The organism is Paenibacillus rhizovicinus, from assembly GCF_010365285.1.
GTDB lineage: Bacteria > Bacillota > Bacilli > Paenibacillales > Paenibacillaceae > Paenibacillus_Z > Paenibacillus_Z rhizovicinus.
The window spans coordinates 5745477-5770704 of record NZ_CP048286.1; the positions used below are offsets into that span (position 1 = coordinate 5745477).

21 protein-coding genes are annotated in these 25228 nt (G+C 57.3%); 18 read left to right on the forward strand and 3 right to left on the reverse strand.

The features are described 5' to 3' along the window. Window positions 1-261 precede the first annotated feature (261 nt). From GZH47_RS25625 to GZH47_RS25645, 5 genes are all read left to right on the forward strand, one after another. The gene (locus GZH47_RS25625) at window positions 262-1017 is read left to right on the forward strand and encodes an SDR family NAD(P)-dependent oxidoreductase (protein ID WP_162643839.1); all 756 of its coding nucleotides are present in this window, start codon (window positions 262-264) and stop codon (window positions 1015-1017) included. Continuing rightward, window positions 1001-2062: an S-adenosylmethionine:tRNA ribosyltransferase-isomerase gene (locus GZH47_RS25630; protein WP_225446213.1), complete on the forward strand. Its 1062-nt coding sequence runs from the start codon at window positions 1001-1003 to the stop codon at window positions 2060-2062. The genes GZH47_RS25625 and GZH47_RS25630 overlap by 17 nt, the downstream gene beginning before the upstream one ends. A 13-nt stretch (window positions 2063-2075) precedes the next feature. Then, a complete protein-coding gene (locus GZH47_RS25635) occupies window positions 2076-2492 on the forward strand; it encodes a VOC family protein (RefSeq protein WP_162643840.1) in 417 nt (138 codons plus the stop codon). Window positions 2493-2631: 139 nt separating this feature from the next. Then, entirely contained in the window at window positions 2632-4311 is a 1680-nt protein-coding gene (locus tag GZH47_RS25640) for a GAF domain-containing sensor histidine kinase (RefSeq protein WP_225446214.1), read from the forward strand. Between the two features lie 34 nt (window positions 4312-4345). After that, window positions 4346-5008, forward strand: a complete 663-nt coding sequence (locus GZH47_RS25645; RefSeq protein WP_162643842.1) for a response regulator — start codon at window positions 4346-4348, stop codon at window positions 5006-5008. Between the two features lie 71 nt (window positions 5009-5079). Here the strand turns inward: GZH47_RS25645 and GZH47_RS25650 are convergent, their stop codons facing one another. Beyond that, entirely contained in the window at window positions 5080-5262 is a 183-nt protein-coding gene (locus GZH47_RS25650; protein ID WP_162643843.1) for a hypothetical protein, read from the reverse strand. Between the two features lie 197 nt (window positions 5263-5459). Here GZH47_RS25650 and GZH47_RS25655 point away from each other — a divergent pair, with 197 nt between their 5' ends. The 6 genes from GZH47_RS25655 (at window position 5460) to GZH47_RS25680 (ending at window position 12137) form a co-directional block, all read left to right on the forward strand. Further along, window positions 5460-5750 (forward strand): hypothetical protein, encoded by a 291-nt coding sequence (locus GZH47_RS25655; RefSeq protein WP_162643844.1) that lies wholly within the window; start codon window positions 5460-5462, stop codon window positions 5748-5750. Window positions 5751-5940: 190 nt separating this feature from the next. After that, the gene (locus GZH47_RS25660) at window positions 5941-8010 is read left to right on the forward strand and encodes a bifunctional aldolase/short-chain dehydrogenase (protein ID WP_162643845.1); all 2070 of its coding nucleotides are present in this window, start codon (window positions 5941-5943) and stop codon (window positions 8008-8010) included. Window positions 8011-8058: 48 nt separating this feature from the next. Beyond that, window positions 8059-8433: a sensory rhodopsin transducer gene (locus tag GZH47_RS25665; RefSeq protein ID WP_162643846.1), complete on the forward strand. Its 375-nt coding sequence runs from the start codon at window positions 8059-8061 to the stop codon at window positions 8431-8433. A gap of 19 nt (window positions 8434-8452) precedes the next feature. Further along, the gene (gene rhaA / locus GZH47_RS25670) at window positions 8453-9736 is read left to right on the forward strand and encodes an L-rhamnose isomerase (protein WP_162643847.1); all 1284 of its coding nucleotides are present in this window, start codon (window positions 8453-8455) and stop codon (window positions 9734-9736) included. Between the two features lie 132 nt (window positions 9737-9868). Then, entirely contained in the window at window positions 9869-11341 is a 1473-nt protein-coding gene (locus tag GZH47_RS25675) for a rhamnulokinase (protein ID WP_225446215.1), read from the forward strand. A 31-nt stretch (window positions 11342-11372) separates the two neighbouring features. Continuing rightward, window positions 11373-12137, forward strand: coding sequence for a DeoR/GlpR family DNA-binding transcription regulator (locus tag GZH47_RS25680; RefSeq protein WP_162643849.1), 765 nt, complete (start codon window positions 11373-11375; stop codon window positions 12135-12137). 195 nt (window positions 12138-12332) lie between these two features. Here GZH47_RS25680 and GZH47_RS25685 read toward each other — a convergent pair whose 3' ends face one another. Continuing rightward, on the reverse strand, window positions 12333-13187 hold the full coding sequence (locus tag GZH47_RS25685) for a glycoside hydrolase family 16 protein (protein WP_162643850.1): 855 nt from the start codon (window positions 13185-13187) through the stop codon (window positions 12333-12335). A gap of 1302 nt (window positions 13188-14489) precedes the next feature. On the opposite strand from GZH47_RS25685, the gene GZH47_RS25690 reads away from it, so the two are divergent. The 7 genes from GZH47_RS25690 (at window position 14490) to GZH47_RS25720 (ending at window position 24177) form a co-directional block, all read left to right on the forward strand. Beyond that, entirely contained in the window at window positions 14490-15218 is a 729-nt protein-coding gene (locus GZH47_RS25690) for a (Fe-S)-binding protein (protein WP_162643851.1), read from the forward strand. Next, entirely contained in the window at window positions 15215-16744 is a 1530-nt protein-coding gene (locus tag GZH47_RS25695) for a LutB/LldF family L-lactate oxidation iron-sulfur protein (protein WP_162643852.1), read from the forward strand. Before GZH47_RS25690 ends, GZH47_RS25695 begins: the two co-directional genes overlap by 4 nt. Continuing rightward, a complete protein-coding gene (locus GZH47_RS25700) occupies window positions 16737-17468 on the forward strand; it encodes a LutC/YkgG family protein (protein ID WP_162643853.1) in 732 nt (243 codons plus the stop codon). The genes GZH47_RS25695 and GZH47_RS25700 overlap by 8 nt, the downstream gene beginning before the upstream one ends. A 50-nt stretch (window positions 17469-17518) precedes the next feature. Further along, on the forward strand, window positions 17519-18226 hold the full coding sequence (locus GZH47_RS25705) for a FadR/GntR family transcriptional regulator (RefSeq protein ID WP_162643854.1): 708 nt from the start codon (window positions 17519-17521) through the stop codon (window positions 18224-18226). An 850-nt stretch (window positions 18227-19076) separates the two neighbouring features. Continuing rightward, the gene (locus tag GZH47_RS25710) at window positions 19077-21839 is read left to right on the forward strand and encodes an S-layer homology domain-containing protein (RefSeq protein WP_162643855.1); all 2763 of its coding nucleotides are present in this window, start codon (window positions 19077-19079) and stop codon (window positions 21837-21839) included. A 170-nt stretch (window positions 21840-22009) separates the two neighbouring features. After that, a complete protein-coding gene (cls, locus tag GZH47_RS25715) occupies window positions 22010-23464 on the forward strand; it encodes a cardiolipin synthase (protein ID WP_162643856.1) in 1455 nt (484 codons plus the stop codon). Between the two features lie 35 nt (window positions 23465-23499). Next, window positions 23500-24177 (forward strand): GTP pyrophosphokinase, encoded by a 678-nt coding sequence (locus GZH47_RS25720; protein ID WP_225446216.1) that lies wholly within the window; start codon window positions 23500-23502, stop codon window positions 24175-24177. Window positions 24178-24299: 122 nt separating this feature from the next. Here the strand turns inward: GZH47_RS25720 and GZH47_RS25725 are convergent, their stop codons facing one another. Continuing rightward, on the reverse strand, window positions 24300-25151 hold the full coding sequence (locus GZH47_RS25725; RefSeq protein ID WP_162643857.1) for a helix-turn-helix domain-containing protein: 852 nt from the start codon (window positions 25149-25151) through the stop codon (window positions 24300-24302). Between the last annotated feature and the right edge of the window lie 77 nt (window positions 25152-25228).

Genomic DNA, 25228 nt, shown 5'->3' on the forward strand with positions numbered 1-25228 from the left:
TCCCCTCATTCAAAAAAATTGTTCGTTCATAACTGTTTAAAATGCTTCGTTCATAGCTTTTATAAGTTTCCGTATCCGTCATCGTCTTCGTTTTATTCTACAATCTCATCCTAAAGTCGTAAATACGCTCATCCATAGAAGGAGCTAATTGCTGCCCGATGCTCAGTCCTGGTGCCGACGCTGAAATCACAGCGAACCTCTATGATTAAAACATGGATGACGAACCCAAGCAAGTTCGTCGCAAATCGGAGGAGGGGTTCCATGTTCGGCTTACAAGGAAAAACAGTGATGATTACGGGTGCTTCAAGAGGGTTAGGAAAGGCGCTCGCGCTTGAATTCGCACGGAGCGGGGCTAAGCTTGCGATATCGGCGCGAGGAGAAACGTCGCTGCTTCAGGTTCGGCAGGAATTGGCTGCGCTGGGAGCGGAGGTGCTGGCGGTCGCTGGGGATATGTCCGTATCCCGCGACGTCGAACGATTCGTAGCAGCGGCGGAGGCCGCATACGGCGGAATCGATGTGCTGGTCAACAATGCGTCGATACTTGGCCCGAGTCCGATGCCTCTGCTGCTCGACTATCCGGAGGAGGACTTTGCCGAAGTCCTGCGCGTGAATGCGGTCGGCCCGTTCTTGGTAACTCGCCGCGTGATCGCCAATATGCTCGTGAGGGGAAGCGGATCGATCATCAATGTGACTTCCGAGGCGGGGCAGACGGGATATGCGGGATGGGGAGCCTACGGCATTTCCAAGTTTGCTTTGGAAGGACTGACGGAAACATGGGCGGATGAGGTGCAGGAGACGGCTATCCGCGTCAATATGGTCGATCCGGGTGAAATGGATACTGCTATGCATGCCTTGGCCGTGCCGGATTGCGATTATGCGCTTGCGGATCCGAGCGAAGTGACGGACGTGTTCCTCTACTTGGCTTCCGACGCATCCGCTGCCGTTCATGGCCGGCGTCTGCAGGCGCAGCGTTTCGAATGGCCGACAGGAGGGGAAGACGATGAGCGAGCGGACTAGAATGGCTTCGTTTCATGTGCCGGAGGAGCTGAACGCGACGGCGCCGCCTGAACGAAGAGGAATAAGGCGCGATCACGTGAAAATGCTCGTATTGAACAGGCGGACGGGGTTCGTATCGCATTCTTCATTTTATCGCCTGGATGAACATATGAAGGAAGGGGATTTGCTCGTATTGAACGCGAGTCGAACGATCCCGGCCGTGCTGCATGGCGAATGGCGAAGAGGCGGGGTCGTGCTTGGCGAGGGGACCGAGGTGCGGCTTGCCCGTCGAAGGGATGATTGCAGCTGGCAGGCGCTCGTCGTTTCGACAGAGTTTCGTCCCCTCCCGGGCGACAGCTTTGCTTTCAAGCCGCTGTTGTCCGCCGAGGTGACGGCGGAGGTAACGGAGACATCGTCGCAGCCTTTGGTCACTATAGCATTCTCGCTGCAGGGAGCGCGGTTGACCGACTACCTGTATGCCTATGCCGAACCTATTCGTTATGAATATATCTCGCACCCGTGGGAGCTGGATTACTATCAGACCGTCTATGCTTCGGCTCCGGGTTCGGTCGAGATGCCGTCCGCGGGACGGGCGTTCAGCTGGGAGCTGCTCTTCAAGCTGAAGCGCCAAGGGGTCCGGATCGCTTACGTGCAATTGCATACCGGGCTCAGTTATATCCCCGAGGAAGGGGGACATCCCGATCCGCGAAACAATTTCGAGCAATACGAGGTACCCAAGGAAACGGCGGACGCGATCATTCGGACGAAGAAGGAAGGAGGCCGAGTGGTTGCGGCGGGCACGACGGTCGTTAGAGCGCTGGAATCCGCGGCAGGCCGGGATGGAGAGCCGGCTGCCGGGTCCGGATGGACGAATTTGATGATCGAGGCGTCGACGCCGCTTCGGGTGGTGGATGGGCTGATCAGCGGATTTCATGAGCCGGAAGCCAGCCATCTGGAGATGCTGTCCGCATTCATCGAGCCCGGCCTGCTGTACGATGCCTATCAAGAAGCAATCGCATATGGCTACCTGTGGCATGAGTTCGGAGATATCAACGTGATTATATAAGGGAGGCCGGACGATGAGAGTCCACCATTTCTCTCTCGAGGTGCAGGATTTGGAGCAGTCCGTCGCCTTCTATGAACGCTTGCTCGGCTTCGTGCCGGAATCGCGGCTGCTCCTCGACGGGGAGCGTATCGCATTCCTTAAGCTAGGTGCGGCCCGATTGGAACTGGTTCAGCCGGCGGCTTTGGCATCGGCATCTTCGCAATCGGAAGCTTCGGCATCGGCGGCGCCGACAACGGGAGCCCGCCTCTTGCAGACGCATATGGCGTTCGAGGTAGATGATTTGCGAGCCGCGATAGATCCTCTGCTGCATGCAGGCTGTGTCCTCGTGGAAGGCCCGAGCCTTCTGGCGAATGGATGGAGCAATGTCTTCCTTGACGGCTTGAACGGCGAAAGGCTTGAATTTGTTGAACTTAAGAAATTCGATAAATAGCGGAGAGGGCGGAATCGTGGTGAAGAAGCGCCGGCGCTCGGCACGACGAAAGCGCAGGAGAAGCCTGCTTGTTGCGCGAATGTAACAGAATGCGGTTATGTGCAAGCAGGGCAATATCCGCAGAAAGGGGGGATCAAGCTTGACCAAGGAACCGCGCGTGCATGAACTCGTCACCCTCAAAACCATTGCGGAGACGCTCAACCAGCCGGGCGATCTGACCCCGATGCTCACCCTCGTGCTGGAAAAATTGCTGGAGCTGACAGGTCTCACGACAGGCTGGATCTTCCTGAGCGACGGTCGCCCGGAGTACGTGTTCGCCGCGGATTACGGCTTGCCTCCCGCGTTATTGTCCGAGGAGAAGCAGCCGATGCAAGCGGGCCGATGCTGGTGCATGGACCGATACAAGGACGGCAGGCTGAACAACGCGGTTAACATTATGGGCTGCAAAAGGCTCGAGGACGCTGAAGCCTGCCGCCGGGGAGACACGCTGGGCATTACCCACCATGCGACGGTGCCCCTGCGGTCCGGCAGCCGCAGGGTTGGCGTGCTGAACGTCGCGGCGCCGGGGAAGGAGCACTTCTCGGACGAAGAGCTGGCGCTGCTGCAGGCGGTGGCGTTCCAGATCGGCGGCGCGGTCGAGCGCATGCGATTGTATGCGGCCGAACAGCGCAGAGCGGACTTGTACGAGCGGCTTGGCACCTTCAGCAGGCTGCTGAGAATCGCTTCGATGACGCATACCGATTCCGTTCAGCTGGCTGAACAGGCGGTCGCCCTGATCGCCGGGCATTTCGAATGGACGTTTGCAGCCGTCCTGGAACGAATCGGCGATGACTTTATCGTGCGCGCGAGCCACGCGCATGGACGCTTGAATCATGAACTCACGCATCTGCCTCCCGAAGGTGCGGCATGGCTTCGCTGCATCGGAGAGAAACAGCGTTTCGCGAACGCTGCGGGCACAGTTGCGTCTGATCTGGCCCATCTGGCTAATCAGGCCAATCCGTCTGGCTTGCCGCCGCTGAAGCTCGCGGACGCGATGGCCGTGCACGTGCCTAACGCGGGTCTGAGCCTGCCATGGATCATCGTAGTCGGCAGCGACAGCGAGCGCGGGCATTTCGATATCGAAAGCGAGGTGCTGGAAGCGCTTGGCGAGCATTTCGCCGTTGCGCTCGACAGCGCCAGTCTGGAGACGAACCGGCGGGAACTGGCCCGGCTGGACGAGCGGAATCGGCTTGCGCGCGATTTGCACGATTCGGTGTGCCAGCTGCTGTTCTCGCTGTCCATGACGGCCAAAGGGACGGATAGCCTGTTGGCCGCGGCAGGACAAGAGATGGATGCGGCCCGGATGGCGGTCAAGGACATGCAATCGTTGTCCCGGCAAGCATTGAAGGAGATGCGTGAGCTCATCATGCAGCTTCGGCCGGCGGGGCTCGAGACAGGACTGCTGACTGCCCTGCATACCTATGGGGAGAAGCTTGGACTTCGCGTAAGCACGCAGCTGTCCGGCGTGCGCGAGTTACCCCGTTCGATCGAAGAGACGTTGTGGCGCATCGGCCAGGAAGCGCTCAATAACGTGTGCAAGCATGCCGGCGTTTCGGCAGCGGACGCGTATCTGGCTTTGGACGCGGACCAGGCGGTATTGCGGATCTCAGATAGCGGCCGCGGCATCGCGCGCCTAAGCAAGCGTCCGCGGCATGAATCGATCGGTCTGAGCATTATGCGGGAACGAACCGAGGCGTTAGGCGGGCGGTTGACGGTTACAAGCTCTCCGAGCAAGGGAACGGTCGTGGAGGCAGCCATTCCGATGCAGACAATCCATTAATCCGGCTAATCCGGCTGACGAGGGGATGGTAAGGATGACAATCAAACTTCTGCTCGCCGACGATCATGCGATGGTCCGCAAAGGACTGCATGTGTTTCTTGCCACTCAGGCGGACATGACCTTGGTCGGCGAAGCATCCACGGGCTTTGAAACGCTCGAGCAAGCAGCCCTGCTGCAGCCCGATATCGTCCTGATGGATTTGAACATGCCGATGCTTAATGGAATCGAAGCGACCAGACGATTGAAAAGCTCGCATCCGGACATTAAGGTCATCGTGCTCACTTCCTTCTCCGATCAGGACCATGTCCTGCCCGCCATTCGTGCGGGGGCTCGCGGATACCTGCTCAAAGACGTCGAGCCCGACGAGCTGGCGCGCGCCATTCGGCGCGTGTTCCAAGGACAGGTGGAGCTTCATCCGAACGTGACCGTTCAGTTGATGGACCTCATGGCTGCTCCCGAGCAAGGCCGCGCGCAGTCCGGTGCTGCTGCCCTGGATCCGCTCGCGGACTTGACCAAGCGGGAGCAAGAGGTGCTGCTGCACATTGCCAAGGGCAAGAGCAACAAAGAAATCGGCGATGCGCTGACGATCACGGAACGGACAGTCAAAACCCATGTCAGCCATGTGCTCGATAAGCTGGGCTTGGCGGATCGTACGCAAGCGGCTATCTTTGCCGTGAAGCTGGGTTTGACGGAATGAATAGGCAGCACAAAAACGCATCTCGATCGGCCGATTGACGGCGCGGGATGCGTTTGTCGTTGGCGTGCCTGTTATCGGGTGCCTGTCTTCATGGCATTGCCGTCCAATTCCGTCCAGGAAGCGACCGCTTCTTCCTCTTCGCCTTGCAAGCCAGCACTGCCGGAACGCCGCTCGTGCGCTTCCAGTTTGCTTTCGTCCAGGATTAATCTGCACAATAAAGCCGTATAGGTCATTCCCCAGGTTCTTCTCTTCATAGGCTCACTCCCTTTTCGTTTTCGCGCCGTCGTTCACGCGCGCCGCTGAAATGAATGGCTGAAATGAATGGAGGATTCTACCTTTCATTAACCATAAGGCCGATTGTTAAACAGGAATCGGTTGAAAAATCTGGGAATTGCGCTATGATAGGCGGATGCGGCCGTTAAGGCTGCGCGGGACGAAAGGAGCGACGAAGATGGGCAGCGAACCGACGTATTACAAGCTCTTCAAGCTGACGGAGAACGGATTCTTATTCATAAGCGCATTGATCGGAATCGTAATCGTCCTCGGGCTGATTGCGGCGTTTACCGTATTTCGGCATCGACTGACGGGCAAGAAGCTCATGTTTCTAGGCGGACAGTTTATCGTGCTCGGCGTGATTTCGAACAAGATCATCGATTTCAGCATTCGTTTTCCGAGCGCGGCGTTTATTTGCATCCTGTTGGGCATCATCATTACGTTCATCGGTCTATTTTACGAGGATTAATCGTTCGGCGGCAGGCAAGCTCCGTGCGGCCCGCAAGGCCCGGTTCCGTTCCCATCGGAATCGGGTTTTTGTTTTGCCCCGAAACGCGGATATCGTTTTTGTTTTTGTTTGGAATCGGCTATTCAAAAACAAACAAACATGCTAAACTGAGTTCATACGCACTTATACCCACTCATTCGGAGGTAAACAAATGGTACAGAGCTTATGGGATCACGCTAAGGCATCGGAGCTTCAAGGAGGACTTGAACAGCTCGTTTATCGTTCCAACATCATCGGCACGGATCGCCGCGTTTGCAACTGGGGCGGAGGCAATACGTCCAGCAAGACGACGGTTAAGGATTTCCGCGGCCGCGATATCGAAGTCATGTACGTCAAAGGCAGCGGTTCCGACCTGGCGACGATGAAAGCAGGCAATTTCACGGGTCTTCGCATGGAGGACATCCGTCCGCTCTTCGAACGCGACGAAATGCCGGACGAGGAAATGGTCGCTTACCTGGCGCACTGCATGATCGACAGCAAGCATCCGCGCGCGTCCATCGAGACGCTCCTGCACGCGTTCCTTCCGTTCAAGCACGTTGACCATACGCATCCGGATTCCATTATCAGCCTGTGCTGCGCGGACAACGGCAAGCTGCTGGCGAAAGAGATTTTCGGCAACCGCTTCGTCTGGGTGCCTTACGTACGCCCGGGCTTCACCCTGTCGAAGATGATTGCGCAAGGCGTGCTCGACAACCCGAACGCCGAGCTCGTTCTGATGGAGAAGCACGGTCTCGTGACATGGGGCGAAACGAGCGAGGAAGCTTACGCGCAGACGATCAAGATCATCAGCGAAGCCGAAGCGTTCATCGAAGCGCGCGTCAATGAGACGAAGCTGTTCGGCGGCGTGAAGCATCCCGCGCTGGATGCGGACGTTCGCAGAAGCATCGCTTCGCAAGTCATGCCGACCATTCGCGGAGCGGTCAGCGACGTGAAGAAAAGCATCCTGACGTTCGACGACGAAGCCGACGTGCTCGCATTCGTGGGCGGCGCCAATTCCGCGGAGCTGTCCCAAGTCGGCGCAGCTTGCCCGGATCATCTGGTGCATACGAAAGTCGTTCCGCTGTTCATCGACTGGAAGCCGGACGCTAACGATATCGAAGGCTTGAAGGCGATTCTGAAAGAAAGCGTCGCTGCTTACAAGAAACAATACGAAGCTTACTTCGAGCGCAACAAGAACGAAGGCGACGTGATTTTCGAAACGGCTCCGCGCGTCATCCTGATTCCCGGCGTCGGCATGATCAATACGGGCAAGAGCTGGTCCAACTCCAAAGTGAGCGGCGCCCTCTACCATCGCGCGATCGCGGTTATGCGCGGCGCGACGGCGCTGGGCAATTTCGTATCGCTGAGCGAGAACGAATCCTTCAACGTCGAATACTGGCCGCTTGAGCTTTACAAGCTGTCCCTTGCGCCGGCGGAAGCCGAATTCTCCCGCAAAGTCGCGTTCATCACGGGCGGCGCGGGCGGCATCGGCAGCGAAACGGCGCGACGCCTCGTATCCGAAGGCGCGCACGTGGTGCTGGCCGACCTGAACCTGGAAGGTGCGGAACGCGTAGCCGGCGAAATTAACGAGAAGTTCGGAGAAGGCCGTGCGATCGCGGTGAAGATGGACGTAACGAGCGAAGAAGCGGTTATGGCGGCAATCGGCGAAACGTCGCTCGCTTACGGCGGCCTCGATATCGTCGTCAACAACGCGGGTCTTGCGACTTCGAGCCCGTTCGATCAAACGTCGCTCAAAGAATGGAACCTGAATATCAGCGTGCTCGGCACGGGCTATTTCCTCGTGGCGCGCGAAGCGTTCAAGCTGATGAAAGAACAGGCTATCGGCGGCAACATGGTATTCATCGGCTCGAAGAACTCGATCTATGCAGGCAAGAGCGCGTCGGCGTACAGCGCGGCGAAAGGATTGGAAGCGCACTTGGCACGCTGCATCGCGTCCGAAGGCGGCGAGTTCGGCATCCGCGTCAACACGGTGCTGCCGGATGCGATCCTGCAAGGCTCGGCAATCTGGAACAGCAACTGGCGCAACGAGCGCGCGGCGGCTTACGGCATCGAGCCGGATCAACTGGAAGAGTACTATCGCAAGCGCACGACGCTGCTCGTGAACATCTATCCGCGCGATATCGCGGAAGGCATCGCGTTCTTCGCTTCTTCGAAGGCGGACAAAACGACGGGCTGCATGATGACGATCGATGGCGGCGTACCGGCTGCTTTCACGCGTTAATCGAAATGACTTGAAGTGAATGGAATAGAAGAGAGGACGATGCGGACGATGAATCAAGCTAGAGGCGAGAAACATTGGATCATTCCGGACGGCTTCATTCCGCCGACGAGCGCGCCTGGCGCGTACGAGAGCCATGAATCCATCTGCGTGCTGAACTGCGCTTCCGAGGATGCGCGGCTGGACATTACGATATTTTTCGAAGACCGCGATCCGCTTGAGCATATTTCGGCCGTCGTACCCGGCAGAAGAACGAAGCATATCCGCACGTCGTCTCTCTCGGCGAACGGAGCGTCCATTCCGGTGGGCGTTCCTTACGCGATCGAGGTGTTGAGCGATGTGCCGGTCATCGTGCAGTACAGCCGTCTGGACGCTACGCAGGCCGAGAACGCGCTGATGTCTGTCATGGCTCACCCTATCAAATAAGAGCGAAGGAGCAATGATCATGGACCAAAGTATTGTTGCGAATTACGAAGCGGCGAAGGCGCTCTACGCACGCCACGGCATCGACGTCGACGCCGTGCTCGAGAAGCTTGCCGATATCAAAATCTCCATGCACTGCTGGCAGGGCGACGACGTCCGCGGCTTTCTGAATAATGATCAAGCGCTTACAGGAGGCATCTCCGTAACGGGCAACTATCCGGGCGCCGCAAGCACGCCGGCGGAGCTTCGCTCCGATTTGGAGAAAGCGTTCTCGCTCATTCCGGGCAAGCACAAAGTGAATCTGCATGCTATCTATGCGGATACGGACGAGAAAGTGGAGCTGGATCAGCTGCAGCCGAAGCATTTCGAGAAATGGGTAGCTTGGGCGCAAGAACAAGGCCTTGGCCTCGATTTCAATCCGACATGCTTCTCGCACGAGAAGTCGGCCGACGGCTTCACGCTGAGCCATCCGGATCCGGCCATTCGCCAATTCTGGATCGACCATTGCAAAGCATCCCGGAAGATCGGCGCTTACTTCGGCGAGCAGCTCGGACAAACCTGCGTGACGAACGTGTGGATTCCGGACGGCTTCAAGGACGTGCCGGTCGACCGTCTGGCGCCGCGCCAGCGTTTGAAGGATGCGCTCGACGAAGTATTCGCGGAAGAGCTGAACCCTGCGCATCACCTCGATGCGGTCGAGAGCAAACTGTTCGGTCTCGGTTCCGAGGCGTACGTGGTCGGTTCCCACGAGTTCTACATGGGCTACGGCATTGCCAACAACAAACTGATCTGTCTGGATGCGGGCCATTTCCATCCGACGGAAGTCATCTCGAATAAACTGTCCTCCTTGTCCCTGTTCGCCGACGGCATCCTGCTCCACGTGAGCCGGCCAATGCGCTGGGACAGCGATCACGTCGTCACGCTGGACGACGAGCTGATCGATATCGGGCGCGAGCTCGTGCGCGGCGATCTGCTGGGCAAAACCCATATCGGCCTGGACTTCTTCGATGCCAGCATCAATCGCGTCGCGGCTTGGGTCATCGGCACGCGCAACACGATCAAAGCGCTGCTTCGCGGCTTCTTGGATCCGGTTGAAGAGCTTCGCAAAGCCGAGCTGGCGTTCGACTTCACGACGCGCCTCGCGCTGCAGGAAGAGTTCAAGTCCTATCCGTTCGGCGCGGTATGGGATTACTATTGCGCCAAGCATGGCGTGCCGGTTCGCGAAGCGTGGCTGGCCGAAGTGAAAACGTACGAGCAAGACGTGCTGCTGAAGCGCGGTGCGGAAGCCGCCGTGGCGAAGAATTAGCACCCGGCCGAAGCAGAAGCTGCCGCTGCGGATACGTCCGCGGCGGTTTGTTTTATGCGGCGTGCGGGCGGATGTCTTGTCTTGTCATTCCAGCGTCATTCCAGCAAAGACGAACGTATAGGAGGATTTCCTTTGCCCAGCATATTGGCTTACGACCTTGGGGCAAGCAGCGGCAGAGCGCTGCTTGGCCGTTTGAATAACCGTACGATCGAGGTGGAGGAAATCCATCGTTTCGGCAATGATCCCGTGGCGATCGGCGACCGCCTGCAATGGGACATTCTGCGTATCTATCACGACATCAAGCAAGGACTGTTGAAAGCGAAGCATGCCGGCGAGACGCCGAGCAGCCTGGCGATCGATTCCTGGGCCGTTGACTTCGGCTTTATCGGCCGAAACGGCGAGCTGCTCGGCAATCCCTACCACTATCGCGACCGCCATACCGACGGCGTGATGGAGCGGACGATGGCCAGGCTGACGCCGGAACGAATCTTCGGACGGAGCGGCATTCAGTTCCTGCCGTTCAATACGATCTATCAGCTGGCTGCCTTGAAGGAAGCGGATTCGCCGCTGCTGGAGCAGGCCGAACACTTCCTGATGATCCCGGATCTGCTTCGCTACTTCCTGACGGGCGAGATGTTCAGCGAATTCTCGAACGCGACGACGACGCAGCTGTATAACCCGATTCAGGGCGGCTGGGACGCGGAATTGCTTGGCGATATCGGCATATCGCCGGCGCTGTTCGGAACCGTCGTTCAGCCGGGAACGCGAGTCGGGCAGACGCGGGCATCGCTTACGGAAGAGCTGGGTATCGGAACGATTCCGGTGTACGCGGTCGCCGAGCACGATACGGGCGCGGCGGTTGCCGCGGTTCCGGCGCTCGAGCGGGATTTCGCCTACTTAAGCTGCGGCACGTGGTCCTTGATGGGGACGGAAGTCGACCGCCCGATCATGGGCGAATTGGCGCAGGAGCTGAACTTCACGAACGAAGGCGGCGTCGGTGGCACGTTCCGGCTGCTGAAGAACATCATGGGCCTGTGGATTCTTCAGGAGACCCGCAGGACGTGGGAGAAAGAAGGACTTTCGTTCGGCTTCCCCGAGCTTGTGGCGCTTGCGGAGAAGGCGCCGGCGTTCCAGACGTTCATCGATCCGGACGATCCGATGTTCCTGCATCCAGGCGACATGCCGTCCCGCATTGCGAAATATTGCGCCGACACGGGACAGCGCGCGCCGCAGACGCCGGGCGAAACGGTGCGCTGCATACTCGAAAGCCTTGCGTTGAAATACCGTTATGTGCTTGAATTAACGGAGCGCCTCTCGGGCAAGAGCTTCAGCGGTCTCCATATGGTCGGCGGCGGCATTCAGAACGTGCTGCTGTGCCAGTGGGCGGCGAACGCGATCGGCAAGCCGGTCTGGGCCGGGCCGGTAGAAGGCAGCGCATTAGGTAATCTGGTCGTCCAATGGATCGCGCAGGGCGAGCTTTCGGATATTTGGGAAGCGCGCAAGGTCATTCGCGAATCGTTCCCGGTCACGGTCTACGAGCCGCGGGACGGAGCGCAGTGGGAAGAAGCGTACGGCAAGTTCCGCGCATTGGCGGGCATTTCATAATCGAACACGCAGAAAGAGGAAGAGGTTGACTATGCTGGTTGCAGAACGCTATGAGAAAATCGTTGGGCTGGTAAACGAACGCGGCAGCATCCGTGTAACGGAGCTGAGCGAGCTGTGCCGGGTGACGGAAGAAACGATCCGCCGCGATTTGGACCGGCTTGAGCAGGCCGGCCGGCTCCGCCGTTCTCATGGCGGCGCGGTGAGCGTGAAGGATGCGCCTTCGCAGCCGGAAATTCCGTATGCGGAACGCGAAATTACCCATGCGGAAGAGAAGCGGCGCATTGCCGAGGAAGCGGTGAAGCTGATCCGTCCGAAGGACCGCATCCTGCTGGATGCCAGCTCGACCGCTTGGTATATGGCAACGATCCTGCCGGATCTGCCGCTGACCGTGCTGACGAATTCCATTAAAGTGGCGATGGAGCTGAGCGGCAAAGAGCGCATCGAGGTCATTTCCACGGGCGGCACGCTTGCGCAGCGTTCGTTGTCTTACGTCGGTCCGCTCGCGGAGCGGTCGCTTGACGCGTATCACGTCGACAAGGTGTTCTTCTCCTGCAAAGGCGTGCATCTGGAGCGCGGCATAAGCGAATCCAACGAGCTGCAGGCGCGCATCAAGCAGAAAATGCTCGGCATGGCCGACGATATCGTCCTGCTGGCCGACGCCAGCAAATTCGGCGTCCAGGCGTTTACGCACGTGGCGGAGCTCGGCGAGGTGCATCGCATCATCACCGACCGCCGCGTGCCGCAGGAGACGCTCGGCGCATTGGCGGAGCGGTCGATTTCGGTAAGCGTCGTATGACGAAGAAGCGTTGCGGGTGATCATACGCCCTATCGGTCGAAGAGTCGTTTCGTCAAATGCCGGTTCTAAGGTTGAGCGGCGAATGCATTCGGCGATAGCGCCGGCGAGCAACGGCGGATGTTATACGGCGGCGGAACGATAAAAAGGGATGAAGCGCATGCCCTTCATCCCTTTTTCGCTTGCTCGCATGGACGGTTACTTGCTTACATAGACGCGGAAATAATCAAGGCTGAGCTTCGCCGGGAACGTGGCCGAAGTCGGTTCGGCGTTCGGGCCGCCGCCGATCGCCAAGTTGATGATGACCTGAGGCGGCGGGCCGAACCATTTGAATTTGGTGCTCTTCACCTTCGTGTCATCGACCCATTTCTCGATCAGGCCTTCCTTCCAGATCAGCGTGTACGTATGGTAATCGGCCGAGAAATCGGTGCCCGGATGCCATATTCCTTTCGTGTCCGTGACCTTGAAGGTATCGACGCTTGCTCCGGCGCCATGGTCGTAGCCGGTCCAGTCGTAAACGTTCTGCTTCTCGGAGTTGAAGAATTCGAAAATATCGATTTCGGAATCGGTCGAACCCTCTCCGCCGGGCGAATACATCCAGAAGGCCGGCCAAGTTCCGGCGCCGTTCGGAATTTTGGCGCGCAGCTGGAAGATATAGGTCTTGCCCTTCGAAGGGCTGAACGTTTCTTTCGTGGCGATTTGTCCGCTGCTGATACCGCCTTGCTTGACTCCGCCAAGATTCGCGAGTGCCGTCAAATCCAAGGAATTGGCGGTCAGTACATGGTTGGTCGCGTTGATCGGCTGATAGATCTGCCATTCATTGTTGATGACGATCGTGCCGGCGATGCCGTACGGATTGAAATCTTTCGAGAGCGCGTCCAAACTGTTCACCTTGCGTTTCGTGCCGAACGAGTAGTCTTTGTAGAGCTTATAGCCCGACAGGCTCGGTCCTCGATACTTGGCATCGGCAGCGTTATCGCAGCCGACAAGCAGGACGGTCGCCATCAGGGCCGCCATAATGAGCTGAAACGCAGGTTTGATCTTTCCGGTCATGTCGTTTGCTCCTGTTCATAGTAGGATTTATACGGTCAACGATTGCTGAAAGCTAATGTTGCGGACTGCAAACCGGAGCTATGCCGTTTCCTGAGCTGTGCTAGTGTTGATACCTGAACAGAACGGGTGCTGAGCCGATGCTGCCGACCCCTAACAAATGGTGCCGACATCTAACGAATGCTGCCGACATCTAACGAATGCTGCCGACACCAAACGAATGGTGCCACCACCTGACGCATGCTGCCACCACCTGACGCATGCTGCCGACACCAAACGAATGGTGCCACCACCTGACGCATGCTGCCGACACCAAACGAATGGTGCCACCACCAAACGAATGGTGCCACCACCTGACGCATGCTGCCACCACCTAACGAATCCCACGAGCCTTATTTGGTCAAAACACATCGTTTTAAATTTCTAACGAATTCCACGAGCGCTATTTCCTGCAAAAGCCCGCCATTCAGCCTGTTTTCGCGTATTCCCCATGTCATAACGACGCTGAAGTTCGTTAGAACAAATTTGCATCGATTTTCGAGCATATAAGCACGATACGATTCGTTAGCCGTAGACAGAGCGATTCAGATTCATAGGCATGGTTGGGGACATCGACACTGTCACGTCCCGCCACCGCCAAGGCCGCCGCCAACCGCCACCGCCCTCCGCCACCGCCAAGGCCACCGCCAAGGCCACCGCCCACCGCCACCGCCCTCCGCCACCGCCAAGGCCACCGCCAAGGCCACCGCCCACCGCCACCAACATTCACCAAAGGCCATGACGGACAGCGGGTCGAAGCACTGCAATGTCACCGCGCTTCTCAGTCCAATCCATTCCTAATCATCTTGTCGTTCCATCGCGTAAGCCCCCGATTACGACCACTAAGTAAATACAATACGCTTTATGAAGGAACTATCCTGCTTGTTCGAGACGATCTTTCTTTACGATCTGCGATTTCTCGGCCGGTTGCTTTATTTCTCAATCCGTTGCTCTTCATCCCGCTCAAAGATCGCGATCATAACGGAACGGCAGCAGCAGAACGCCGCGCCTATTTTTACGGAAGCGGCGGATTATGTATTGTCAACATGTCTGACAACCTGATAAAATGATAATCATAGATCACCCCTGGTCGCGAACGTTGTTCGCTGCTCGGGTATGCAACCTGCCCTGGTCGCGACATATCGCTGCTCGGGTATGCAACCTACCCTGGTCGCGACATATCGCTGCTCGGGCATGCAACCTACCTTGGTCGCGACATATCGCTGCTCGGGTATGCAACCTACTTGGAGAGAGGTGCCGGATACCGTGAAAGTGTCCTTGTTTATTACTTGTTTGAGCGATGCGCTGTACCCTCGCGTCGGGGAAGCGATGGTGCGTCTGCTAGCGAAATACGGCGTCACGCTGGAATTTCCGACCGTGCAAACCTGCTGCGGTCAGCCTGCGTTCAACAGCGGCTACTGGAAAGAAGCGCGCGAAACGGCGAGCACGATCATCGCGGCGTTCGAGCATGCCGACTTTGTCATTTCGCCGTCGGGTTCCTGCACCGGCATGATTCATCATTATCCGAAGCTGTTCGAGAACGACCCCGTCATGCTGGCGAAAGCGCTTAAGCTCCAGGAGAAATCGTACGAATTCTCGCAGTTTCTCGTCCAGGTGCTGGGCGTAACCGACGTCGGCGCGCATTTCCCGCACAAGGTGACATACCATCCTTCGTGTCACGGCAGCCGGTTGCTCGGCGTGAAGGAAGAGCCGCTCATGCTGATGGAGCAAGTGGACGGCATGGAGCTGATCCCGCTTCCGTTCGCCAACGATTGCTGCGGGTTCGGCGGTACGTTCGCGGTCAAGATGTCCGATATTTCGGGCGCGATGGTGACGGAGAAGACCGACCACGTGCTGGAGACCGAAGCCGAAGTGCTCGTCGGGCTCGACATGGCATGCCTGATGAACATTGCGGGCAATTTGCGTTATCGCGACAAGCCGGTGCGCGTCATGCATCTGGCGGAACTTCTATATGAAGGAGTGAAGGGCGCATGAGCGGAACGGGAACGCATGCTGGCGGGGCGACCGTCAAGGAGCGCGCGGAGCTGGCGCTGAATAACGATTTTCTGCGGAAAGCGGTCAAATTCACGACGGAGCGCCTGCGCAGCGGCAAGGAAAACGCGGCAGCCGATCACGGCAACTGGGACGATTGGCGCGAACGCGGACGGCAGATCCGTTTGCATACGATCGCGCATTTGGATTATTATTTGAATTTGTTCGCGGACAACGCGCGGGCGAACGGCGTGCACGTGCATTTTGCGGATACGGCGGCGGATGCCGTGAAGATTTCGCTGGACATCGCGAAGCATGCGGAAGCGAAGACGGTCGTGAAATCGAAGTCGATGGTGACCGAGGAGCTGCATCTTAACCATGCGCTCGAGGGAATCGGCGTCGAAGCGATCGAGACGGACCTCGGCGAATATATCATTCAGTTGGCAGGCGAGACGCCGTCGCATATTATCATTCCGGCGATTCACAAGAACCGTTACCAGATCGCGGAGCTGCTGTCGGCCGACGCTGGCGAGACGCTGGCGCCGGATACGCAGGTGCTGGCGGGCTTCGTGCGCCGCAAGCTGCGGGAGAAATTCCTGGAAGCGGACATCGGCATGACCGGCTGCAATTTCGCCATAGCCGAGACGGGCTCGATGGTGTTGTTCGAGAACGAAGGCAATGCCCGGATGGTAACGACGGTGCCGAAAACGCAAATTACGCTCATGGGCATGGAACGCATCATCCCGTCCTTCGCGGACTTGGAAGTGATGGCGACGCTGCTGCCGCGTTCGGCCACGGGCCAGAAGCTGACGGTGTACATGTCCGGCATTACCGGACCGCGCCGCGCAGTCGATGCCGACGGACCGGAAGAGATGCACATCATCATCGTGGACAACGGACGCTCGCTTCAGCTGGGGGATCCGGAATTCCAAGAGCTGCTGAATTGCATCCGCTGCGGCGCGTGCTTGAACGCCTGCCCGGTGTACCGCCATATCGGCGGCCATGCCTACGGCGGTACGTACAGCGGACCGATCGGCGCGGTGCTGACCCCGGCGCTGAAGAAGAACGTCGCGGAATGGGACGATATCGCGAATGCTTCGAGTCTGTGCGGGGCCTGCTATGAAGCCTGCCCGGTGAAGATTCCGCTGCATGAGATGCTGATCTACCTCCGCCGGCGCAAGCTGGAAGCAGGACGAGGCGACAAGCTGGAAGCGCTCGGGATGAAAGGCTTCGCGGCCGTCATGTCCAATGCGAAGCGGTACGGCGCCGCGGTCAAGCTCGGTCAGCTCGGCCAGAAGCTCGTCGTTCGCGACGGGGGCATCCGGTTGAAGATCGGCCCGCTGAAAGGCTGGAACACGTACCGCGTGGCGCCGAGTTTGCCGAAGCAATCGTTCCGCCAGCAGTGGAAGACGATGGAAGAAGAGATCCGGCATGGACTGCAGGACATGGATCCGGCCATGAAGGACCGGATGGAACAGATCGTGAAAGACCGCGCGGCGGGCAAAGGAGGTCACGGGCATCATGGCTAAATCCGAGGAACACCAAGCGTGGCTTGCCGACATGGAGGCGAAGTCCCGCGCCAAGCAAGCTGGCTTCATTGACGGCATATCGGGCAAACTGCGGAGACCGCGCGTATCGGAACCGCCGGCGCATCCGTTCCGGGGCGCTCCGGATTTCTGGAATGCGTTTGAATGGCCGGTTGACGAGCGGGTCGAGAAGTTCAGGGCGAACTTCAAGGCGGCCGGGGGGCATTCGGAGCGTCTCGCATCGATGGAGGAGGCGCGTGCTTTTATCGCCGGCAAAGCGGCAGAGATGAGCGCGCGGTACATCATCCGCCAGAACCAGCCCGAGCTGGACGCGCTGGATCTGGAAGGCGCGATTCCGGATGCGTCGTTCTCCGTCTGGAACAGCGATCCGGAGGAGCATTGGAAAGCGCGCGCCGCGGAAGCGGATTTCGGCGTCGTCATCGCGGATTACGCGGCTGCGTACACGGGTTCCGTGACGGTGCTGTCTTCGAAGGATAAAGGCCGTTCCGTCAGCTTGTTGCCGACGGTGCTGATGGTCATCATCCCGATCGAGCGGCTGCACACGCGGCTGGGACAGATTCTGATCAACTTCGACCGCGCGGGGAGAGAGAATCTCCCGGCGGGCATTCATTTCATATCGGGACCTAGCCGTTCGGCCGATATCGAGAACGACTTGACGATCGGCGTTCACGGCCCCGGCGTCGTCTATACGCTGATCGTCGGGTAGCAGGCCGGGCGCCGCGCAGCCGTACGACGCGTAGTAAAGGAGCTTCAGCTATGGAAATCACCCGTCTATCGAAACGAAACCATTACGAAGAAATCGCCGAGCAGCTGAAGCAGCTGATCCTGGATGGCAAACTGAAGGTCGGCGACAAGCTGCCTTCGACGAAGGAGATGTCCGAGCAGTTCGGCGTCGGACGCTCGACGACGAGGGAGGCGCTGAGCGCCTTGAAGGCGATGGGCTTCATCGAAATCCGCCAAGGCGGCGGCTGCCGCGTCATCAGCAGCGCGCCTGCGCCGGTGGAGCTGCCCGAGCTCCAACAGCTGCGCATGAACCGCGAGACGCTGCTCGAGCTGCTGGAAGCGAGGCAGTCGCTGGAGGTCGCGAATGCATCCATTGCCGCGGAGAAAGCGAACGACGCGGATATCGAGCTGCTTCGCAAGCTGATGCTGGAGATGGAAGCGGCGATCGGCGACGATCTGGAAGGCGAGCGGACGGATTTGCTTTTTCACCTGAATATGGCCAAAGCGACGCATAATTCCATCATGGTGCGCTTGTTCGAATCGATCGTCGGCCAGCTGGAGATCGTCATCCGCGACATCCGGCGCGTTGAAATCTACGCCAACCAATCCGTTGCCGAGCGGCTGTACCGCGAGCATCTGGCGATCTTCGAAGCGGTCTGCGACCGGGATGCGGCGCTGGCCGGCCAGCGGATGAAAGAACATTTGGAGCATGTGGTGAGTAATTTGATGCGGTATTTGTAAGGCGGAAACGGAAGTGTTAGGGAAATGGGCCTCGATTGCTGAGGCATGCGGATAGGCGCTTTGGGCTGATGGTTCGTATACGAAATAGGTTCTGAAGCACAGGCTGTTCACCCGATTTTATCGAGGGGGCAGCCTTATTTAATTGAAACGAGGAGGGGGCACGAATCATCAGGGGTGAAAAACCAGTGAATACGAGCCAAGAAGTGCACTACGCGCACTACATGTGCGATGCTGCTAACCGACGACAGCCCATGCTGAATCATTAACCGCGGCGGTCCAAACAGGATAAATCATCCCTATCACGAATAATTACATCATTAGCCCATATGCTGTAACCGACCAGAAGTCCAGCCACCTATGCATAGACTCTCCCCCCTCAATCAAATGCAGCGACTTCGCAATGAAGCGCGACATGTCGAGGCTTGATCGCTCCGGCCAAGCAGCCTCTCGGTTCCACTCCCCGAACGAATTGCCGGTGATTCTATACATCCGACGTGTAATGCAAAATCATCGATCGTCAGAAATGCCTTCCATTTTCAGATACATACCACTACTAACACTCGCGCGCTTCAATATAGCAATTGCTTCCAGACGTTCGCACGCTTCGAAATACAAGTTGTTCGCTAGGCGTTCCGGCGCCGACTCCGACCGCATGCTTTCTCTGAATCTGACATGCCAACTCGCGTCCCTGCATACTCTTGGTCTTGTTTATGCATGCTTGCTTATCAGCTAGCTAGCCTCGGTTTCTATTTCCATGCGATAGGAGGGAGCACGTTGCAGCAAATCAGCTAAGCGTCGGTCAAGAGAGTTGCTTTGCTCGCTTCTAATTGAAATCGGGAGGTGCGTTCGAATGTTTAAGAGAAGCCGTAAGACATTGCTCTTCTTATCCATGTTCCTCATGCTGTTCAGCGTCATTGCTCCAACGCTCGATGCAGCCGCTGCTGGCGATCCTGCCGACCTTGCGGATCCAGCTGGTGTTTCAGCCTATGCTGGTGATAACGGCAATAGCGGAGCAGGCCAGCCGGAGCAGTCCAAACCACCTTCCTTCAGCGATATTAAGACCCACTGGGCGTATAACGAAATCATGGAGCTTGCCGCAGCGAACATCGTGGCCGGGTTCGAAGACGGAACGTTCAAGCCTTCGGGCAAAGTCACGCGGGAGCAGTTCCTGAAGATGCTCGTCGAGCTGCGGAAGCTTCCCCATGCGTCCGCCGACGTTCCGTTCAAGGATGTCGATCCGAAGCGTTGGTCTGCGCCATATATTGCCGCAGGCTTATCGAACGGCATATTGCTGCTCGCCGACTTTCCGGACGGTTTTAAACCGTCCCAGCCCATTACGCGTTATGAAATGGCGGTTTGGATCGTAAGGGCACTGCAGCTGCCGCCGCAAACGGAAGAGAATTTGCTCGGCCAGCTGAAGGATCAAGCGAGCCTGAAGCTGAATCGCGACTTGATCGAAGCCGCGCTGCAATCGGGCATTATTCAAGGCTACCCGGACGGCAATTTCAAAGGCGGGAATAATTCGACCCGGGCGGAAGCGGCAGTCATGTTGGTGAGAGCCCTGCATTATTCTCCGGGGCAGCAGCCTGCGTCGACACCGGGAGGCTCGCGCAAAATCGTCGAATACAAGCCCGAAGTCAAGCAAAGCAAGAGCACGGATTATTCGAAAAGAGATGCCGTTACTTGGGTCATTAAAGATCCGAATTTGAAATTAAACGTCGGCGATGTGTTCGTCCTGCCTCCCAATGACAAGTATTACGGCGGCGTCGCGAAGAAAGTGGTATCCCTTAGCAAGGAGAACGGCGCGCTGGTCGTCAAAACATCCGTGCCCAAGCCGCGCGAGGTGTTCTCCAAACTCGATATCAGCACCACGGAAGCGATTAATCCGAAGATGCTGAAGCCGATCGATTCGTCGGTGACCATCAAGGCGAACGAGGTCGCCGCGCAGAGCACGTCCGTGACCTTGCCGTGCATGAACATCGGCATGAACCATGCCTATGTCCAAGGCGTTACGCTCGACGCCAACATGAACTTCTGCAACTTGGGGGTCAAAGCGGACATCGGATTGGATATCGATATCGATTGGTTCGATATTGATCTCGATTTCTATTCGTCGCTCGTGCTGATCGGAGACGTCACGACGAACGTGCATGTCGTAGCGGATACGGGCAACGGTGCGCTGAACGAGCCCAAGATGATTCCGCTCACGACGCCTTTTTATGTGCCCGTCTTTACCGGCGTCTTCGTCAAAGGACAGCTTTTTCTTAGAATCGATCCTGATTTCAGGGCGACGATCGTCGTCGACTTCAATGACAAATTCCATCTGGAAGAAGGCTTCAGCCTCTCGTCCGGCAACGGCTTGCATCAGATCAACAACACGACGAACACGGCAGCGTTGAACGTGGACACCAAGGCAAATGCCAGCCTGGCCGCCGGTCCGGATGTTCAATTGACGCTTACGCTGCTGGATATCGCGTATGCCGGCATCGACCTGTATCCAGGCATTAAGGCAGGATATTATCGCAATTATGAACAGGGAAGATGCGATGCGATCGCCGTTGACGCTTTTCTCCGACTGGATGTCATTGCAGGCTACGATGTTTGGGTAGCATCCGATGATTTCAGGAAAAACGTGGTCGACGCGAACTATCGGCTCTTCCAGTACGACCTCAATTGTCCGCCGCCGAAGCCTCCCGGTAATTTGAAATTCCAGTTATCCGGCGTGAGAGGCACGGCTGGCAAGTATAATGAAGTCATCATCAATCGAACCGATGTACAGCTGAGCTGGGACGCGGTCGGCGATGCAGCGAGCTATACCGTGAAGCGCTCGGAATCGCCCGGCGGTCCGTTCGCCGTGAGACGCGCGAACCTTGCGGATACGAAGTATAAGGACACGACCGCTGCCATCGGCAAGACCTACTACTACCAAGTAACGGCCGTGAACGAAAACGGCGAGAGCATTCCTTCCAATACGATTAAGGTCGCGGTCACCATGCAGCCGCCGCCGGCACCTCAAAATTTAACCGCGGTAAGGGGCGAATCTGGCGTCGTTCTGAAGTGGGACGATGTCGGCGGGCTCGTAGGGTACGACGTGCAGCGGGCTGACGGAACCGGCACGGACTTTAAGACGATAGCCGCTAATGTCAGCGGCACGACGTATACCGATCCATCGACTTCGTTCATCAGAGGCTTCAGCTATAGAGTCACGGCGGGGGACAGAGGCGGAATCAGCGCTCCAAGCAATGTCGTGTATGTTCCGAAAGAGAACATCGATATCATAGACACCGTGCCTATTCATTTGCCCGACGTTGGCCAAATTGTGTTATTGCCCGTTCCCGGGAATTTCGATGCAACGACAAACGTCGGCAGCGGGAAAGTGGTTCTCAGTTGGACTGCGGTTAAAGGCGCAACAGGATATAAAGTGATGCGCTCGACCGCCGATAACGGCAATTTCGAGACCTTGAACGCCAAAGTAAGCGGTACGACGTTCACGGATACGACGGCCGCAATCGGCGCGCGGTACTATTACAAAGTCTCGGCAGTGAATGACAGCGGCGCGGAAAGCAAAGCGACTGCGGTCAAATCGGCCGTGCCGGGTTACGGGATAAGGTAAAGCGACGAATCAAGTGCAGTTTCTCGAAAGCCGGGAAGCTGCACTTTTTTTCGCGCGTTTTGGAGTCGGGCATCGGGGGTATTTTCCTCATGGGGCCCGTATGGGTTATACTGGTACTGGCGCCAAGCGTTCCGATTCGTTTGCATCCGCCTAACTGAGGAGAACCGACCATGAAGGACTTTATCTTTTCGAATTTCGTAACGATCATTACCATTATCAATATTCCGCTCGCGATCGCGGTCATGTTCTTGGAGCGGCGCAATGTCGGGGTGACTTGGGCCTGGCTGATGGTGCTGTTGTTTCTGCCGGCCGTCGGGTTCGTGGTGTATTTGGTATTCGGGCAGAACTTAAGCAAGAAGAAGCTGTACAAGCTGAACAAGCGCACGAAGGAGACGATGACGGCGCTCATCGAGCAGCAGCGGCGGGAGTTTCGGGATCACCGGATCGTGTTTCACGATGACTCGGCCGCGCAATACGCGGATCTCATCTATATGAATTTGACCAGCGGATTCGCGCTCTACACGCAGAACAACAAGGTCGATATTTACACGAACGGTCCCGACAAATTCGAGGCGCTGTTCGCGGATATCGAGCGCGCCAGCCATCATATTCACTTGATGTATTACATCGTCCATAACGATGAGATCGGCAACCGTCTCGTCGACGCATTGACCGAGAAGGCAAAGCAGGGCGTGAAGGTTCGATTCCTCGTGGACGATATCGGCAGTTCGCTGCTGAAGCGGGAATTTTTCAGCCGGCTCGTTCAGGCCGGCGGAGAGATCGCGTATTTCTTCCCGTCCAAAATCCCTTACTTGAATTTTCGCGTCAATTACCGCAATCATCGCAAGCTCGTTATCATCGACGGCCAAATCGGCTACATCGGCGGCTTCAATGTCGGGGACGAGTATATGGGCCGCAACAAAAGATTCGGCTATTGGCGCGACACGCATCTGCGTATTACCGGTTATGCCGTGCTGCAGATGCAGGCGCATTACATGATGGACTGGAATTTGGCGAGTCACACTTCCATGAGCCGCGAGGTGCTGGATCTGTTCCCGCCGGCGGCGAATACGGGCACGACGGGCATTCAAATCGTCTCCAGCGGACCCGATCAGACGCTCGAGCAAATCAAGAATGCGTATATCAAAATGATCCATTCCGCGAAAAAGACCATTTACATGCAAACGCCTTATTTTATCCCGGACGAAAGCTTGCTGAACGCCCTTAAGCTGGCCGTTCTGTCCGGCATCGACGTCCGGATCATGCTGCCGAGCAAGCCGGATCACAAAATGGTTTATTGGGCAACCTTTTCCTATTTAGGGGAGCTGTTAGAGGAAGGCATGAAGTGCTACCTCTACGAGAAAGGCTTCCTCCATGCGAAAACGATCGTCGTGGACGGCTGCGTGGCATCCGTCGGAACGGCGAATGTCGATATCCGGAGCTTCAAGCTGAACTTCGAGGTCAACGCGATTCTCTACGATACGGAAACGGCGCTGCGATTGAAACGTATATTCGAAGAGGATATGCAGGAATGCACGGAATTGACGTATGACGAATACCAGCGGCGTTCCAGGCTTCAGCGTTTCCGGGAGTCTTGCGTAAGGCTGCTGTCACCGATTCTATAACAGGCATAGACGAATGCAACGGGAGTGAAGAAATCATGATGGACAAGCAAATGGTCATGGAATGGGCGAAAATGCTCATGAGCTATAAATTCGCGCTCGACGAAATCAGCACGAAGCTGACGATTCTGAACGAAGAGCTGCAGTTTATTCAGAATTACAATCCGATCGAGCATGTGAAGACGCGGATCAAATCGCCCGAGGGGATCGTCGAGAAGCTGCAGCGCAAAGGGCTCGAAGTGTCCAAAGAGAACGCCGCCGAGCATATCCGCGACATTGCGGGGGTCAGAGTCATCTGCTCCTTCACGACGGACGTGTACCGGGTATACGATATGATTCGCAGCCAAGGCGACGTGGAAGTGATCGAGGAGAAGGATTATATCAAGAACCCGAAGCCGAACGGCTATCAGAGCCTGCATATGATCATTCGCATTCCGATCTTCCTCTCGGATCGGACGGAGCATGTGACGGTCGAGATTCAGCTTCGCACGATCGCCATGGATTTCTGGGCCAGCCTGGAGCACAAAATCTATTATCAATTCCACGACGATATGCCGGCTTCCATTCGCGAGCAGCTTAAAGCGACGGCCGATATGATCGGGATGCTGGATCAGCGCATGCTGGGGCTGAAGGAAGAAGTCAATAAATTCAGCAACGCGAGCGAGCCGGAACAAGCGCCGGCCCTTCAGATGCCGATGTATCCGATGACGAAGTAAATCCGGCTGAACGGAGTTGGATGACGGAGTAGTTAGGATAGCGGAAAGCTGAAAAAGCAAAGTAGTTCGTTGTGAAGACCTTGTTCTTAGGAACAGGGTCTTTTTGTTGTTCGCGCTGCTGATTACCGCAGTCGGAATCGCTCCGGCGTCTCGCCCGTATGCCGCCTGAAGGTAGCGACGAAATGGCTGGCATCGCGGAAGCCGACGTCTTGTCCGATCTGGGCGACCGTCCGTCCGGATCGGCTGACGAGCAGCTCTTGGGAGCGGCGGATTCGCAGCTGGAGCAGGTACGCATAAGGCGAGAGGCCGAATAATTGATGGAAAAGCGTGTTCAGCCGGCGCGGGGACAGGCTGCTATGCTCGGACATGCTGCCTAGATTCAACGACGGGTCCTGCAGACTCGCTTCCAGCCATTCCAGCAGCGGGGCGATCCGCTGCAAGCTCTGCGAAATGCCGCTCCCCTGGCGCGCCTGACCGAATTTCCACAGTGTCAGCAGGAAACCGTAGACGCCGCGGGAAGCGTCCAGACCGAACACATCGCCGCCGCGCGCCGCTTCTGCCAGCAAGGCGGGCAGCATCCCGGCCATTGGCGAATCCGCCTCCCAGCGATAGGAGGCGGAGGCGGACATGCCGAGCGATTCCAGCATGCCCGGAGCTGCCGCGCCTCCGAAGGTGACGTAACGGGTCCGCCAGATGTCCGCGGACCGCCGGTATTCGTGCGGCTCGCCCGGCATGAGCAGAATTCCCGATCCCGGAGGAAGCGTCAGGGCCCGGCCATGAAACCGGACGTCCCCCTCGCCTTCTACGGTTTCCAGCCAGTGATAAAGCGGATAGCCGTTCCGACGTTGAATAGGCTCCTGTGCCGGGTTAAAGCCGATGCTCTCCAGATACAGCGGCAGCGTCTGCGCCTGGGTGGCGGCGGCGACGTACCGGCGATGCTCCGTGGCAAGCGTTTCTTCGTATTCGATCAGCATGGGATAGACCGCTCCTTTCATGGGATGCTTCTGCCGGGACTGTATATTAATAGGAGGTGCAAGATTATTATATAGGC